Here is a 14,657-nt window from a genome sequence, read left to right on the forward strand (position 1 = left end):
CACATGAAGATGATCGGCTTTTATTGCGAAATGGACTCCAGTAATCCGGAAATCTTTCGCGAATCGCTACACGAAAACATCGGGAAGCCTCCGAACTACTCGAAGAAAATGGTCAGGAATTACCTCGATTCCGGGTACCCCATCTTCGATATCACCGAAACAACAGTCGACGTAATTGCGAGCTCCTTCCGCGTGCCAGGCGGCTCATCCCTCCTGTCGGACGGGCTTTTCGTATGGCGCGCCGATTTGTCCATGTATGTTGAGCGATACGGCGTTGCGTTGCCGGAAGAGTTCGTCGACTTTATGGGCGCCAACGATTTTTCCATGCCGCCTGCGAGTCATGAAAGCCTTCTCAAGGCTTCCGTGGCCGCTGGACAGGCACTCGGTTTTCGCGTCGACGACGGGGCAGCACCGGTGAGAGAGGATTGAGGACTTATCCCCGGGGCTGTGGGTCAGCTACACGTGTCACCCGACGCCAGAGTCGCCCAGCCCGTTTTGCCGACGGAACGACGGATGACCTCCATGCGTCCCCGGGGCCGTGACCAGGAGCAGGCCGCGACCGGATTCGACGTCGGGGCCTGCCGGCACGGGCGGGGACGGGAGGCGTTCGGTCGGGCGTCCGAGACCTCGATGCGCACTTTCAGGGCGGCCCTGAGCATCCAATCCATCGAGTCCGTGACTGCGGGCGCTCCCGGCGCAGCGGACGATGTGGCCGTGTGTGTGGTCCGCTGCATCGAGGGGACAGCACGGCCGGGCATGATGTTCGAGCGCTATGGCACGGAACGGACAGATCCCCGGCTGCGAGGAGCATTACTACTATGACCCCAAACTGGGTTGATCTGATCCAGAACCCCCAAGAGCTCAAAACCCTTTACCCAACCTCGCCGCCGCTTCACGCCGTCACCCTGCGGTCCGTTCACCTGAATCGCTACGGGCACGCACTGACGCTGCGCATCGATCTGCCGGAGTTTCCGCCGGATCCCCCCGTGGAGTGGCGGGAAGCCGGGTTCGACCGATTCCAGTGCCAGCTTCGTTTCGTCGCCGTGGAGCATCTGGAGATGGCGGACTGGAACCCACCCGTCACCGCCGACCTGCGATTCGACGAATGCGGAGCGCACCGCATTCGCGTGAGAGTGGAGTCTCCCGGTCTCCGTCTCACCTTCGAAGCTGCCGATGCCGTGGTCATTGGCCATATGAGCGCCTTCAAGGCCGGTGAGGCGGGGGCCGACGACGGGCCTCACCAGTTCGTGGGGAAACTTGACTCCCGCAAGTTCAGCAGACTTCCGAACCTCGATGAGAAGACCTTCTATGAGCGCATCTGAATGGGCCGACCTGCTCGCCGAGCCCTGGAGCACGCGTGAAACGCTCGGCGTGCCACCGGAACTCGACGACTGCACTCTCGACTCGTGCCACATCGATGAGCGGGACACGAGTGTCACTCTCGGTTTCGACACTCGTCGCGTCCCCGACGGCTCGATTCCTGGGTCTGCCGAATCGCAGGCGAACGCTCTGGAGTTCTTCGTCACCTTCACGTCGGTCGAGGAACTTCGCATCACTGGCTGGGCAAGTGCGGCCGGTGGAGCCGTGAGCATGTCCCGTTCGGAGAGCGGTGGCATCGCTGTGTCCATCGACAGTTCCGCGTGGCGGATCTCCTTCCAGGCCCGTACCGCACTGCTCTCCCGTGCAAGGGCCTACCGCGCCTCGGCCACCGAGTAGGTGCCGCGAGGGGCAGCGACAAGAGGGGCGAGACGGCCGTGGACACGATGAACACCGGCCCGAAGTTGGATACTGATGACGAACGCGGGTGTCGGACCTGGCGCCAGGGAGTCGGAATCGGGTTCCGGGTCGCCGAGGGCGCGGCTACCTGTCAACGAGGTCCGAGACCGCGCTAGTTAGAAGGGATGGGGACAGGCGATGGCATCCCTGGTCTACTTCAGCAAGTTGGCCGAGTCAGGAGGTTCAATCGAGTACGCCTATGGCCCCGATGCGACGGAGATGCCTCGCAGGCTTTCCGTGGACACGAAGAGTCGTCGATCGCGACCCGTAGACGGAAGGATCAACCATGCGTTCCTGAAGGCGTCCCGCAAAATCAACGCCATGTACGAAGACACGGCGCGATGGCCCGATCGTGGGATGAGCGTCAGCTGACCTTGCAGCGGTCTCGGTTTCGGCTCCGCCCTCAATCCCCCTTCAGAGGGCCAGCTCCGCCCAGACAGTCTTGCCGACCTGCCGGAGCGTGACACCCCATGCGTCCGCCAGCGCAGCGACCAGGAGCAGGCCCCGACCCGACTCACCGTCGGGGGCCGGCTCGGGCAGGGGCGGAAGTCGTTCGGAGCGGGTGTCGGAGACCTCGATGCGCAGGGCACCCGACTCCCTGAGCAGCAGGCGCAGTTCGAAGTCGCGGCCCGGTACGCGGCCGTGAATCGCCGCGTTCGCCGCCAGTTCCCCGACGATGTGCGCCACCGTCTCGGACGTCTGCGTGCCGTAGCCGTAGCCCCAGGCGTCGAGTTGCTGAACCGCAAGGTGGCGGGCAAGGCGGCCGCCCCGGCGGGTCGCGGTGAAGCGCTGGGCGAACTCAGCCTTGCAGGTGGTCGTTTCCGTATTCACGTCACCGAGCGTGTCCGGCTCTGCCTACCCTGACCAGGGGTCGGCGGTCGACGAAGCGTAGCTGTCTGAATACGGGTGCCGTGGTGTAGGAGTCGTCGGGCGTGGCCCCTGCGACGATCGAGAGGCAGGCGAGCAATGGCGGACGCGGAACGCGACGAGCGGCCGGAGCGCCCGTCGGAAGTCGATGGAACCACCCACCTCTTCCGTGCCCTCGGAAAGCAGATCAAGGTGTTGCGTGAGGCCGCCGGGCTGAGCCAGAAGGAGTTGGGCGCGGCGACGCACTGCGGGGAAGCACTGATCTCCGCGATGGAACGCGGCGTACGGACGCCGCAACCCGACTTCCTGGAGCGCGCCGACGAGCTCCTGGACGCTCGCGGGGTGCTGAGGGCTGCCGTGTCGGACGTACGGGAGGCGCAGGCGAAGGCCCGGACCCGCCATCCCGAGTGGTACCGGAGCTACGCCAAGTTGGAGGCCGGTGCAGTAGAACTGCACGACTACAGCAATCAGGTCGTTCACGGCCTTCTGCAGACCGAGGACTACGCGCGGGCCATCTTCTCCCAACGTCGGCCGCTGCTCGACGAGGAGACCATCGCAATTCGCGTCGTCGACCGCATGGCACGGCAGCAGCTCTTCGAGCGCTGGCCGGCGCCCACGTGCAGCTTCATTGTGGAGGAAGCAGCCCTCCAACGTCCGATCGGTGGCCGAGCGGTCCATGAAGCCCAGTTGCGCCGGCTCCTCCGGGTGGGGCAGATGCGGACCGTGGAATTACAGGTCATGCCGACGGACCGCGAGGAACACCCCAATGTCGACGGCGTGTTCACCCTGCTCACGGCCGAGACCCGCCAGCAGGTTGCGTACACGGAGGTGCAGGGGTATCCGCGGCTGATCACCGATACGGAACAGGTCAGGCTCATCACCGCCCGCTATGGCATCCTTCGATCTCAGGCCCTCAACGCGCGGGAGTCCCTGGCCCTGATCGAGAAGATGCTGGGAGAGCGATGAACACCGAGCAGCAGCTCCACTGGTTCAAGAGCAGCTACAGCGGGGGCGAGGGGGGATCCTGCATCGAGATCGCTGACGGTCGCGGCACCGTCCACGTCCGCGACTCCAAGCGTCTGACCGGACCCCGGCTCGCCGTGCGCGCCTCCGTCTGGGCCGACTTCGTCGCGTTCACCGGGGCTGCTCCCACGCGCTGAGGTGCGAATCGTACCGACTGCGGAAATACGCGCGCCCCGATCGTGGCGATTTGTCACGGTAGGGCCGGATCAGGGATTCCCCGGTCCCGGGTTGCCTGGACCCCGAGGTCCCCCCTTCAAAAGGCTCAAGAACCAGAGAAAGAACCAACCCAACCCCACCCTCACCCACCGCTCACTCGGATGGGTGATGCACCCCAACTCAACTGGCGCATATGCCATGACGCGGTGCAAGCTCAGCCTCGACAACAGAACACGACCGCAGAAATGCGGCGGCCCCCGGCCGGGACTGGCATCCCGATCGAGGGCCTCACCAACGAGGAAGAAGCAGCTTCCCCATGGCTGTAGCGCAGCTTAACGCGCCCCTGTGCGCGTCGCCGCCCGTTCCGGCGGTCGGTATCCGGCACATCAATCTGCCGCACAACGAACGCTTCGTCGTGGTCGGCAACCACCTCGCCCAGCACGACAAACTCTCGCTGACCGCGATCGGGCTCTGCGTGCACATCCAGTCACTTCGGGCGGGCACGAGGATCTCGATCAAGAAGCTCGCCGAGCGGTTCCCCGAGGGTGAGGACCGCATTTCGGGTGCCCTCAACGAGCTGGAGCGCTACGGATATCTGCGGCGTACGCGGGTGCGGTTGCCGTCCGGGCATCTGATCACGACCACGGAGTCGTTCAACAACCCGCCCGCGATGCGGGCCGGTGCGCCGAGGCAGGCCGCGCCCGCGTGCGCGCCCGTTCGGGAAGCGCCGCCACCGCCCCCGCCCGGCGTCGAGCGACCCGTGGCCGAGCCGACCGCGCCGGAACCGGTCGCGCCCCCACCGGCACCTCGGCAGCAGCTCGCCGCCCCGGCCCGCGTACCGAAGCCCGTCCCCGTTCCGACCGGTCCCGTCCCCGCCGCACTCCTCGCCGACCTGCGCCGACACGACCCTCGGCTGCTGCTCTCCCAGCGGGACATCGCCCGGCTCTCCCCCGCCGTCGACGCCTGGCTGGAGCGCGGTATCGCTCCCGATGCCCTACGGCGGACGCTGACGGCCGCGCTGCCCGCCGGGCAGCTGCACCACCCGGCCGGGCTGCTCCGGCACCGGCTGACGGAGCTGCTGCCGCCCCCGCTCCCGGCCGCCCCGCCGAGCCCGGACCCGTTCCAGACGTGCGACGCATGCGATCTCGCGTTCCGGGCGCCGGAGCCGGGGCTGTGCGGTGGCTGCGCCGAGGCGTACGCCGCCACGGCCGCAGCTTGATGGGGTGACAGACAGCCAGCCGGTTACAAGTACTGCGCGTACTCGTCCAGCGCCCGCAGCACCTCCGCCTCGTCGCCCGGTGGGAGTTGCAGGACCACCTCTTCGACGCCCATCTCCGCGTAGTGCGCCAGCTTGCCCGCTGAGGGGCGGACCGCGTACGGGACGATCTGGAGGGTCTTCGGGTCGCGGCCCGCAGCCTCCCAGGCGTCACGCAACCGGGGCACGGTCTCGGTCAGCCCCCGGCCGCCGACCGGGAGCCAGCCGTCCGCGTACTCGGTGATGTGGGAGAACAGCTTCGGGCCCGCCGCGCCGCCGACCAGGATGCGGGGGGCTCCACCGGCCGGCTTGGGGAAGGCGAAGGAAGGGCGGATCGAGTTGAACTCGCCCTTGTACGTGGTGGGTTCGGAAGCCCACAGGGCGCGCATCAGGCGCATCCGGTCCAGTGCGAGTTCCCGACGCGTCGACCACTCGACCCCGTGGTCCGCCGCCTCCTCCTTGTTCCAGCCGAAGCCCACGCCCAGCGTGAAGCGGCCGCCGGAGACGTGGTCCAGGGAGGCGATCTGCTTGGCGAGGTCGATCGGGTCGTGCTGGGCGACCAGGGTGATGCCCGTGCCCAGCGCCAGGCGGTCCGTCACCGCCGCCGCCTGGGCGAGCGCCACGAAGGGGTCCAGTGTGCGGCCGTACTCGCGGGGCAGTTCACCGCCCGCGGGGTAGCCGGTGGTCCGCTCCACCGGGATGTGGGTGTGCTCCGGGACGTACAGGCCGGCGAAACCCCGCTGCTCGAGCTCGCGGGCCAGCCGCACGGGGCTGATCGTCTCGTCCGTCAGGAACATGGTGGTCGCGATCCGCATGCCCCCAACGTATGCCGGAGGAGCGCCACTCGTCGCCGGACAGGACCGCGCCGTCCGGCGAACCCCTTCCCTTGGCCGCCCGTTAACGGCTCAATACCAGGGTTCGACTGCGAGCTGCATCACTCCTGTCCTTCTCGACACCCTGGGGAGCCGACGGCATGTGCAACGAGGAAGAACACGCGGGACACGCGATGGCGCGGCGCGGGCTGCTCCTCACCGGAGCCGCCGCCGCGGCTACGTTGGGGACCGTGAGCTTCGCGAGCGCCGCGCCACACGACGGTGACAAGGAGACCGAGGTCGTGCGAGGCACGCTGCCGCCCGGCTCCCCCGACTACGTGTACCTGCCTGTCGAAGTACCGCGCGGGGTAAGGGAGATCCACGTTTCGTACGTGTACGAGAAGCCCGCCGTCCCGGCCGGTACGGCGGGCAACGCCCTCGACATCGGCATCTTCGACGAGCGCGGCACCGGGCTCGGCGGCGAGGGGTTCCGAGGGTGGTCGGGCGGGGCCCGCAAGGAGTTCTTCATCCGCGCCGACGAGGCGACACCCGGCTACATCCCCGGCCCGGTCCGCGCCGGGACCTGGAACATCGCGCTCGGCCCGTACACGGTCGCGCCGCAGGGGCTGGCCTACGAGGTGACGGTCACGCTCACCTACGGACCCACTCCGGAGCGGCAGCGGCCGGTGTATCCGCCGGAGCGGGCGAAGGGGCGCGGGCGGGCTTGGTACCGGGGTGACTGCCACATCCACTCCTGGTACTCCGACGGGCGCCGCACCCCCGCCGAGATCGCTGCGCTCGCGCGTGCCGCCGGGCTCGACTTCATCAACTCCTCAGAGCACAACACCCATGCGGCGCACGCCCACTGGGCGAAGGAGGCCGGTGACGACCTGCTGGTCCTGCTCGGCGAGGAGGTCACGACACGCAACGGGCACGTGGTGGCGATCGGCACCGACCCGGGCACGTTCGTCGACTGGCGCTACCGGGCCCGCGACAACCGCTTCGGCCACTACGCCCGCGAGATCCGGCGGGCCGGCGGTCTTGTCGTCCCCGCCCATCCGCACGCCACCTGCATCGGCTGCAACTGGAAGTTCGGCTTCGGCGAGGCCGATGCGGTGGAGGTCTGGAACGGGCCCTACACACCCGACGACGAGGTGTCCCTCGCCGACTGGGACAGCGCGCTGGGGCTCGCCGCCCGCACCGGGAAGCGCTGGATCCCCGCCATGGGCAGCAGCGACGCGCACCGCGACCCCGACCCGATCGGCACGCCGCAGACGGTCGTCCTGGCGGACGACCTGACCCGTGAGGCGATCCTCGACGGCATCCGCGCCGGACGGAGTTACGTCGCCGAGTCCAAGGACGTGTCCTTGTCCTTCTCCGCGACGGGCGGGCGGCGCGGTGGGCACGCCGGGATCGGCGAGCGGCTGCGGGTGGACGCCGACGACCCGGTGACCCTGCGTCTCGAGGTCACGGGCGCACCGGGCTGCACGGTCCGGTTCGTGACCGACCAGGGCGTGCTGCACTCCGCCGCCCTGCCGGGCAGCGGCAGCGGCACGGTGGAGTGGCGTACGACGGCTCAGTACTCGGGTCATGTGCGCGCCGAGGTGCGTCACGCGCCCGTCATGCCGCCGCTTCCGGGCGCACTCGCCGCGCTCACCAACCCGGTTTTCCTGGGACGTTGACGCTACGAGGGCCGAAATGACGTCCGGGCCGCCGAGGGTGCAGGCGGCGCGGCCGCCCGGCCCTGACGGCGACCGCCCTCACCCGTGAAAAGCCCGGTGCTGCCGCAGCCGCAGGGTCCTACGCTCCGCCCATGGGATCTCTTGTTCGCCACATCACCGTCGACTGTGCCGACGCCTACCGCCTGGCCACCTTCTGGGCCGCGGTTCTGGACGCGGAGGTGTCCGACGAGGACGCGCCCGGCGACCCGGAAGCGCTGGTCGCGTCGAAGGGCGGCACGCTCCTGTTCGTCACCGTCCCGGAGCAGAAGACGCTCAAGAACCGCGTCCATCTCGACATCGTCCCGACGGACCGTACCCGCGACGAGGAGGTGGACCGCCTGCTGGCCCTCGGCGCGACGCTGGTCGCCGACCACCGCGTCCCGGACGGCAGGGGCTGGGTGACCCTGTCGGACCCGGAGGGCAACGAGTTCTGCGTGGAACGCGGCGCGGCGGAGCGCACGGTGTGAGCCACCACCGCGGGCCCTTGCGGCGGCCGGACCGCACAGGGTGAGCCGGGCGCCGCCGGCCCTCGCGGCTGGGGCCGGTCAACGCCTGTGCAGGGCCCCCACGTAGACGCCGAGGAGGATCATCGGAGCTCCCAGGAGCAGGCTGGGCGTCAGGGGCTCGGCGTCGAGCCAGGCCGAGAGGAGGATGGTGACGAGGGGAAAGACGACGAAGACGTACGCGGCGCGGGAGGGACCCCAGGCCCTGACCAGGAGCAGGTAGAGCACGAACACCGCCACCGAGCCGGCCAGGACGACGTACACCAGGGCCCACCATGTCGCCGTGCGCTCGGGGAGGATCCACGCGTCGCCGGCGGCGCGCGAGCCGGCGAAGAGGAGGACCGCGGCGCCGGTCATGCCGACCGCGTTCATCGTGACCGGGTGGACCTTGGGCAGGCGGTGGACCAGGACCGTCGCCTCCGCGAAGGAGAGCACCGCGCCGAGCATGGCCAGGAACGACAGCAGGGGGACGGCACCCTGCAGCGGATTTCGGGACACCACCGCGACGCCCGCGACGGCGAGCACCGTCCCCACGGCCGCCCGCACCCGGAACCTCTCCTGGTGCTGGGCGACGGAGAGCAGCAGGGCGGCGAGCGGCACCAGCGCGAGGATCGTCTGGCCGAGGCCTGCGTGTATGCGGACGAGGGCGTAGTAGGCCAGGGCGAAGGTGACACCGAAGTTGAGCACGCCGAACAGCAGCGCTCCGGCCAGGGCCCGGCCGCGCGGCCAGGAAAGCCGTATGAGGGCCATGAGGAGGAGCAGGACCGCGGCTGCCGCCCCGAAGCGCAGTGCGGCGCCCCAGAGCGGATCGAGTTCACGGTTGCTGAAGCGGACGCCGACGGCGTTGCCGCCTGCGAGGAGGCAGCAGGCGGCGAACGTGGCCAGGGCTGCGCCGCTGCCCTCGGGTGCTCGCATGACCGCACGGTAGGGCGGGGCGCGGGGACGCGGGGCGCCGACACTCCAGTCGGCGCCCCGCGGCCGGGCGGGTCAGTCCGCCGGCTGCAGCGCCGGGGTCTCCTTCGTCAGGACCTCGCCGCGGAAGAACGCCGGGCTGCGGCGCTCCATGAGGAGCATCAGGACGAGGCCGAGCACCAGCAGGCCGACCCCGATGACGAAGACCGAGCCCATGCCGAGGACGGAGGAGCCGGAGCCGTAGGCCGGGTCCCACATGTCGTAGAGGGTCTTGCCGAAGACGGCGGTCAGCATCAGGCCGCCGATGCCGGGGAGGACGCCCTTGAAGAGCAGGTTGGCGGTGGATGCGGTCAGTTCCTCGCGGAAGAACCAGACGCAGGCGAAGGCCGTGATCGAGTAGTAGAAGCAGATCATCAGGCCGAGCGCGTAGATCGTGTCGACCAGGACGTTCTCGCTGACGAGGCTCATCACCGTGTAGAAGACGCCGGTGGCGACGCCCGCGACCACGGTCGCGCGCCCCGGCGTCCTGAAGCGGGGGTGGACCTCGGCGAACGCCTTCGGCATGGCGTCGTACGCGCTCATCGCGAGAGCGGTGCGGGCGACCGGGATGAACGTGGTCTGCAGGCTGGCCGCGGCGGATGCGAGGACCGCGACGAAGAGCAGGATGCCGAGACCGGAGCCCATGACCGGTGTGGCGAGGACCGCGAAGACGTTGTCGGAGGTGTCCGGGTTCCCGAGGCCGGTGCCCTTGTCGCCGATGCCGGCGTACATCTGGACGGCGACGGCGACCATCAGGTACGAGGCGACGATGACGACCATGGCGAGCATCGCGGAGCGGCCAGGGGTATGGGCGCTGCCGATGCTCTCCTCGTTGATGGACAGGCAGGCGTCCCAGCCCCAGTAGATGAAGATCGAGAGGGAGAGCCCGGCGGTGAAGGCGGAGAAGGACCCCACGCCGAAGGGGTTGATCCAGGACAGCGAGAAGTCCAGGGAGCCCGCGACCTCGCCGGATTTCGAGATCGCCATGACCGCGAAGATCGCGATGACGGCGAGCTGGAGGCCGACCAGGGCGTACTGGATCCACTTCGTCGCGGTGATGCCGCGGTAGCTGATCGCCGTCGCGACGGCGATGAAGGCCAGGGTGGTGAGGATGTGGACGGCCTTGTTGCCGTCGAGGGCGGCGACGCTGTCGCTGCCCGTGATCTCTCCGGCGGTGAGCCAGAAGAACGAGGTGGCAACGCCGGCGAGGTTGGAGAGGACGACGACGGTCGCCACCAGCAGGCCCCAGCCGCACATCCAGCCGATCCTGGGGCCGAAGGCCTTGACCGACCAGGTGAAGGAGGTGCCGCAGTCCGGCACCGCCTTGTTGAGCTCGCGGTACGCGAAGGCGACCAGCAGCATCGGCAGAAAGCCTGCCAGGAAGATCGCCGGCATCTGGAGCCCGACCTCGCCGACCGTCGGCCCGAGCGTGGACGTCAGGCAGTAGACGGGGGCCACCGTCGAGACGCCGATGACGGCACCGCCCATGAGACCGACGGAGTTCCCGCCGAGGCCTTTGGTGCGGACGCCCCCGTCGAGGGCGCTCCGTACCGTGTCTCCGGCCTGCGGCCGCGCATCGAGCTGAGTCATGCACAGGACGTTAAGTGCTGCGCTTTCCTCATCCGGAAGATCAAGATCCGGATACAGGAAGGGCGTCGAGGCTTCGATTCCAAGGCTTCATCAGGTTCTGGAGATCGATTAAAAGACTAACCGGCATTACCGAGAGCACATCACGAGGCCCTGTGGCTCCACTCCCGAGATGCGAGAACCGCAGCCTAGCCCGTTATGTCCGTTTTCAAATTTTCCCCCGTCTTTTTCCGGCCCTGCACTCACAAGGGTTCCGGCCCGCTCTCAGCCCGGCCACACCACCGACTGGAGTTCGCTGTACGCATGCAGCGCGTACGAGCCGACGTCCCGGCCGACCCCACTGCTGCCGAAGCCGCCGAAAGGTGCCTCCATGTTCCTGCCGACCGTGTTCACCCCGACCCCGCCCGTCCGCAGCTCGCCCGCGACGCGGAAGGCGCGGGCCACATCGCCCGAGAAGACGTAGTCGATCAGGCCGTAGTCACTGTCACCGGCGAGTGCCACACCCTCCTCCTCGTCGTCGAACGGGACGACGACCACGACCGGCCCGAAGATCTCCTCCCGCACGATCCTCATGTCCTTCGTGCAGTCCGCGAAGAGGGTCGGAGCCACATAGAAGCCCTTGTCGCAGGCAGGGCGCTCGCCGCCCGTCACCAGACGGCCGCCCTCCTTCCGCCCCAGCTCGACGTAGGACTCCACCCGGTCGCGGTGCGCCGCCGAGATGACCGGGCCGACGACCGTCCCGGGATCGGCCGGATCGCCGACCCGCAGCGCGCGCGCATAGGCGGCGAGGCCCTCCACCAGCCGGTCGTACACCCCACGCTGCGCGATCACCCGCGTCGGCGCCGTACAGATCTGCCCGCTGTAGAAGGAGAACGTGGTGCCGATCCCGCGCACCGCGGCGGAGAGGTCCGCGTCGTCGAAGACGAGCGCTGCGCCCTTGCCGCCGAGCTCCATCAGCCCGCGCTTCATCCCACGGCCGCAGACCTCGGCGATCCGGCGGCCGACCGCCGTCGAGCCGGTGAAGCTGACCATGTCGACGTCCCCGGAGTCCACGGCCGCCTCGCCGACCGCCGGGGCGGAGCCCGTGACCACGTTGACCGTTCCCGGCGGGGCACCGGCCTCCTGAAGGGCCTCGGCCATCCGGTACACGGACAGCGGGTCCTGCGGGGCCGGTTTCACGACGACCGTGTTGCCCATCGCCAGCGCGGGCGCGACCTTGCCCGCAGGGTTCGCCCACGGGTTGTTGTAGGAGGTGATGCAGGTGACCACACCGACCGGGCGGCGCACCGCCACGGCCCCGAGGATGCCGGCCTTCCCCATCGGGCCCGCGGCGCTGATCTGCGGCGGCAGTGCCTGCTCGACCGGCTCCAGCGCGCCCTTCGCGTAACGGCGGAATCGCGCCGCGCCCACCATGACCTGCATACCGCGCGCCGTCGCCGTCGTCGCGCCGCTCTCCGCGCGGGCGACCTCCGTGTGCGCTTCCAGGTCGCGCTGCACGAGGGACGCGGCACGGTCCAGGATCGCCGCGCGCTCCTCCGGCCTCGTACGGGACCAGGCGGTGAACGCCTCGCGGGCGGCGGCCGCCGCCTCGTGGACCTGGGCGCGGCTCGCCTCGGGGGCGAGGCCGACGACCTCCTCCGTCGCCGGGTCGACCACCTCGTAGTGACCCCCGTCCGGCTCCACCCACTCGCCGCCGATGAACAGCCGCTCCTTCACCGGGTCGACACCGTCCTCGTGTCCCGGCCGGAGCGCAGCACCTTGCCCGGTACGGCGCCGGTGACCTCGTCGTTCCGTATCGTCTCCACGCCGTTGACACGCACCGACACGATGCCGATCGCCTTCGCGTCCAGCCGCGGACTCCCGCCCGGCAGATCGTGCACCAGTGTCGCCGGGCCCGCGTCGATCCGCTCAGGGTCGAACAGGACGAGGTCCGCGTGGTGGCCCTCGATGATCCGGCCGCGCTCGCGCAGACCGAAGAGCCGCGCCGGGTCGTCGGTCAGCATCTTCACCGCCTCCTCCAGCCCGACCAGCTTCCGGCCGCGCAGACAGTCACCGATGAACCGCGTCGTGTACGGGGCGCCGCACATCCGGTCCAGGTGCGCGCCGGCGTCGGAACCGCCGAGCAGCACGTCCTCGTGCTGCCACGTCTTCGCACGCAGAGCCCACGAGTCGGCGTCGTTGTCGGTGGGCATGGGCCAAAGGACCGTCCGCAGATCGTCGTTGGCGCAGATCTCGACCAGGCACCGGAACGGGTCCTGGCCCCGTTCGGCCGCGATGTCCCCCACGACCCGGCCGGTCAGACCCTCGTTCCGGGGCGTGTACGTGTCGCCGACGACATAACGGCCGAAGTGCGCGAGGCGGCGGAAGACCCCCGCCTCCCTGGAGTCGGCACGCCGCAGCATCTCGGCCCGGACGGCCGGGTCGCGCAGCTTCGCGATCCGCTGCGGCACGGGGAGCGACAGGACCTCGCCCCAGCCGGGGATGAGGTTGAGCGCACAGAACGTGCCCAACGACATGTTCATCGGCGTGAGGATCGGCATGGTGAGCGCGACGATCCGGCCACCGGCCTTACGGGCCCGCTCGGACGGGATCAGCTGGCGGGGTACGCGTTCGGGGACGGCGGCGTCGACGGTGAGGACGTTCCAGTTGAGCGGCCTGCCCGCGGCGGCGCTCATCTCGACGAGCAGATCGATCTCGTCGTCCTCGAACCGGTCGAGACAGCCCGCGACGATCGCCTCCAGCTGCGTGCCCTCGTGTTCGCCGACGGCCCGCGACAGCGCGAGCAGCTCGGCGGGGAGCGCGTGCCGGGAGGCCACGGGCCTGCCGTCACCGTCGGTATGGGTCGAGGACTGGGTCGTGGACAGCCCCCAGGCACCGGCGTCCATCGCGTCATGGAGGAGCGCCACCATCCGGCCGAGTTGGTCCGTGGTCGGCTGCCCGCCGATCGCCTCCGGGCCCATGCCGTACCGGCGGATCGCGCAATGGCCCACCATGAAGCCCGCGTTGACGGCGGTGCGGCCGTCGAGGGCGTCCAGGTACTCGCCGAACGTGTGCCAGTTCCAGGGGGCGCCCTGTTCGAGCGCCACGAGGGACATGCCCTCGACCTTCGACATCATCCGGCGCGTGTAGTCGGCGTCGCCGGGACGGTCCGGGTCGAGGGGAGCGAGGGTGAAACCGCAGTTGCCGCCGACGACGGTGGTGACGCCGTGATTCAGGGACGGCGTGGCGTACGGGTCCCAGAACAGCTGGGCGTCGTAGTGCGTGTGCGGGTCGACGAAACCGGGCGCGAGGACAAGGCCGGTGGCGTCCTCTGTGGTCCTCGCCTCGGGGGCGTGCCCGGGCTCGGTGATGACGGCGATACGGCCGTCGTCACCGACGCCCACGTCGACGGCACGGGCGGGGCCGCCGGTGCCGTCGACGACGGTCGCGTTACGGATCAGATGGGCGAGCATGGCGTCCCCTTCTGGCGCGGGCCGGTGGGTGCGGGTGGGGCCGGGCGGGCGGGGTGGCCCGGGTGCGTTCTCCCCGGGCGGGGTGGCCCGGGTGCGTTCTCCCCGGGCGGGCCGGGCGTCGCCCTCGGCCGGGGGCCAGGCGCCGGTGGGGGCGGCCCGGACGGAGGGCGCGGCGGCCGGCCGCGACCGCGGTGCGCTCTCCGACCGGGCCGGTACGGGCGGCGGTCCGGGAAGACGCCGTCCGAGCGTGGGGTGGGTGGGGCGGGGGCGTTCGGGGCGCGGGGCGGCGCTGAGCGGGGGCCTGTTCCCCACCCCGCCCTTGCCCGAACCGGGCCGAGCCCGGACCCCCGGCACCACGCTCCCCGCGGTGGCCCCACTGCCGACCGGGCTGGAACTGCCGCTGGGCGGCAAACCGGCCCACCCTGCGCGGACACATCCAGCCTCGCCGTCGTTCGAGGTGCCGGGGCCCGGGGGCGGAGACACCGCACGAGGCGCGGTACCGGGTACGGGGCTTCGCCCGGAGGCCGGTGCGGGCACGGGCGGAACTCGTTTCG

The 14,657-nt window shown here is 69.9% G+C and carries 14 protein-coding genes; 8 read left to right on the forward strand and 6 right to left on the reverse strand.

Translation table 11 applies throughout. The features are described from left to right. Window positions 1-3 precede the first annotated feature (3 nt). From IE198_RS24500 to IE198_RS24510, 3 genes are all read left to right on the forward strand, one after another. The gene (locus IE198_RS24500; RefSeq protein ID WP_189890159.1) at window positions 4-429 is read left to right on the forward strand and encodes a hypothetical protein; all 426 of its coding nucleotides are present in this window, start codon (window positions 4-6) and stop codon (window positions 427-429) included. A 389-nt stretch (window positions 430-818) separates the two neighbouring features. After that, window positions 819-1,322, forward strand: a complete 504-nt coding sequence (locus tag IE198_RS24505) for an Imm50 family immunity protein (protein WP_189890161.1) — start codon at window positions 819-821, stop codon at window positions 1,320-1,322. Then, window positions 1,309-1,716 carry an Imm50 family immunity protein gene (locus IE198_RS24510; protein ID WP_189890163.1) on the forward strand — a complete coding sequence of 136 codons (408 nt, stop codon included), beginning with the start codon at window positions 1,309-1,311 and terminating at the stop codon, window positions 1,714-1,716. The genes IE198_RS24505 and IE198_RS24510 overlap by 14 nt, the downstream gene beginning before the upstream one ends. A 474-nt stretch (window positions 1,717-2,190) precedes the next feature. On the opposite strand, the gene IE198_RS24515 is transcribed toward IE198_RS24510, so the two are convergent. Then, entirely contained in the window at window positions 2,191-2,607 is a 417-nt protein-coding gene (locus tag IE198_RS24515) for an ATP-binding protein (RefSeq protein WP_189890165.1), read from the reverse strand. Between the two features lie 135 nt (window positions 2,608-2,742). On the opposite strand from IE198_RS24515, the gene IE198_RS24520 reads away from it, so the two are divergent. From IE198_RS24520 to IE198_RS24530, 3 genes are all read left to right on the forward strand, one after another. Then, window positions 2,743-3,609: a helix-turn-helix domain-containing protein gene (locus IE198_RS24520; protein ID WP_189890167.1), complete on the forward strand. Its 867-nt coding sequence runs from the start codon at window positions 2,743-2,745 to the stop codon at window positions 3,607-3,609. Next, window positions 3,606-3,803, forward strand: coding sequence for a DUF397 domain-containing protein (locus tag IE198_RS24525; RefSeq protein ID WP_189890168.1), 198 nt, complete (start codon window positions 3,606-3,608; stop codon window positions 3,801-3,803). The genes IE198_RS24520 and IE198_RS24525 overlap by 4 nt, the downstream gene beginning before the upstream one ends. 335 nt (window positions 3,804-4,138) lie before the next feature. Then, on the forward strand, window positions 4,139-5,041 hold the full coding sequence (locus IE198_RS24530) for a helix-turn-helix domain-containing protein (RefSeq protein WP_189890170.1): 903 nt from the start codon (window positions 4,139-4,141) through the stop codon (window positions 5,039-5,041). Between the two features lie 23 nt (window positions 5,042-5,064). On the opposite strand, the gene IE198_RS24535 is transcribed toward IE198_RS24530, so the two are convergent. Next, entirely contained in the window at window positions 5,065-5,892 is an 828-nt protein-coding gene (locus IE198_RS24535) for an LLM class F420-dependent oxidoreductase (protein ID WP_189890172.1), read from the reverse strand. Window positions 5,893-6,050: 158 nt separating this feature from the next. Here IE198_RS24535 and IE198_RS24540 point away from each other — a divergent pair, with 158 nt between their 5' ends. Both IE198_RS24540 and IE198_RS24545 read left to right on the forward strand, forming a co-directional pair. Beyond that, the gene (locus IE198_RS24540) at window positions 6,051-7,571 is read left to right on the forward strand and encodes a CehA/McbA family metallohydrolase (RefSeq protein WP_189890175.1); all 1,521 of its coding nucleotides are present in this window, start codon (window positions 6,051-6,053) and stop codon (window positions 7,569-7,571) included. Window positions 7,572-7,702: 131 nt separating this feature from the next. After that, on the forward strand, window positions 7,703-8,077 hold the full coding sequence (locus tag IE198_RS24545) for a VOC family protein (protein ID WP_189890177.1): 375 nt from the start codon (window positions 7,703-7,705) through the stop codon (window positions 8,075-8,077). A gap of 78 nt (window positions 8,078-8,155) precedes the next feature. Here IE198_RS24545 and IE198_RS24550 read toward each other — a convergent pair whose 3' ends face one another. From IE198_RS24550 to IE198_RS24565, 4 genes are all read right to left on the reverse strand, one after another. After that, window positions 8,156-9,028, reverse strand: a complete 873-nt coding sequence (locus IE198_RS24550) for a DMT family transporter (RefSeq protein ID WP_189890179.1) — start codon at window positions 9,026-9,028, stop codon at window positions 8,156-8,158. A gap of 72 nt (window positions 9,029-9,100) precedes the next feature. Next, window positions 9,101-10,654, reverse strand: coding sequence for an APC family permease (locus IE198_RS24555; RefSeq protein WP_189890181.1), 1,554 nt, complete (start codon window positions 10,652-10,654; stop codon window positions 9,101-9,103). Between the two features lie 261 nt (window positions 10,655-10,915). Then, the gene (locus tag IE198_RS24560; protein ID WP_189890184.1) at window positions 10,916-12,367 is read right to left on the reverse strand and encodes an aldehyde dehydrogenase family protein; all 1,452 of its coding nucleotides are present in this window, start codon (window positions 12,365-12,367) and stop codon (window positions 10,916-10,918) included. Continuing rightward, window positions 12,364-14,103 (reverse strand): N-acyl-D-amino-acid deacylase family protein, encoded by a 1,740-nt coding sequence (locus tag IE198_RS24565; RefSeq protein ID WP_189890186.1) that lies wholly within the window; start codon window positions 14,101-14,103, stop codon window positions 12,364-12,366. Before IE198_RS24565 ends, IE198_RS24560 begins: the two co-directional genes overlap by 4 nt. Window positions 14,104-14,657 lie beyond the last annotated feature (554 nt).

The sequence above is a fragment of the Streptomyces xantholiticus genome (assembly GCF_014651015.1).
Taxonomy (GTDB): domain Bacteria; phylum Actinomycetota; class Actinomycetes; order Streptomycetales; family Streptomycetaceae; genus Streptomyces; species Streptomyces xantholiticus.

Bases quoted from the DNA above. Each gene is read 5' to 3' on its own strand.
- IE198_RS24535 (WP_189890172.1), bottom strand. From the start codon at position 5,892: ATGCGGATCGCGACCACCATGTTCCTGACGGACGAGACGATCAGCCCC.
- IE198_RS24525 (WP_189890168.1), top strand. From the start codon at position 3,606: ATGAACACCGAGCAGCAGCTCCACTGGTTCAAGAGCAGCTACAGCGGG.
- IE198_RS24555 (WP_189890181.1), bottom strand. From the start codon at position 10,654: ATGACTCAGCTCGATGCGCGGCCGCAGGCCGGAGACACGGTACGGAGC.
- IE198_RS24565 (WP_189890186.1), bottom strand. From the start codon at position 14,103: ATGCTCGCCCATCTGATCCGTAACGCGACCGTCGTCGACGGCACCGGC.
- IE198_RS24530 (WP_189890170.1), top strand. From the start codon at position 4,139: ATGGCTGTAGCGCAGCTTAACGCGCCCCTGTGCGCGTCGCCGCCCGTT.
- IE198_RS24510 (WP_189890163.1), top strand. From the start codon at position 1,309: ATGAGCGCATCTGAATGGGCCGACCTGCTCGCCGAGCCCTGGAGCACG.
- IE198_RS24500 (WP_189890159.1), top strand. From the start codon at position 4: ATGAAGATGATCGGCTTTTATTGCGAAATGGACTCCAGTAATCCGGAA.
- IE198_RS24505 (WP_189890161.1), top strand. From the start codon at position 819: ATGACCCCAAACTGGGTTGATCTGATCCAGAACCCCCAAGAGCTCAAA.
- IE198_RS24540 (WP_189890175.1), top strand. From the start codon at position 6,051: ATGTGCAACGAGGAAGAACACGCGGGACACGCGATGGCGCGGCGCGGG.
- IE198_RS24545 (WP_189890177.1), top strand. From the start codon at position 7,703: ATGGGATCTCTTGTTCGCCACATCACCGTCGACTGTGCCGACGCCTAC.
- IE198_RS24520 (WP_189890167.1), top strand. From the start codon at position 2,743: ATGGCGGACGCGGAACGCGACGAGCGGCCGGAGCGCCCGTCGGAAGTC.
- IE198_RS24550 (WP_189890179.1), bottom strand. From the start codon at position 9,028: ATGCGAGCACCCGAGGGCAGCGGCGCAGCCCTGGCCACGTTCGCCGCC.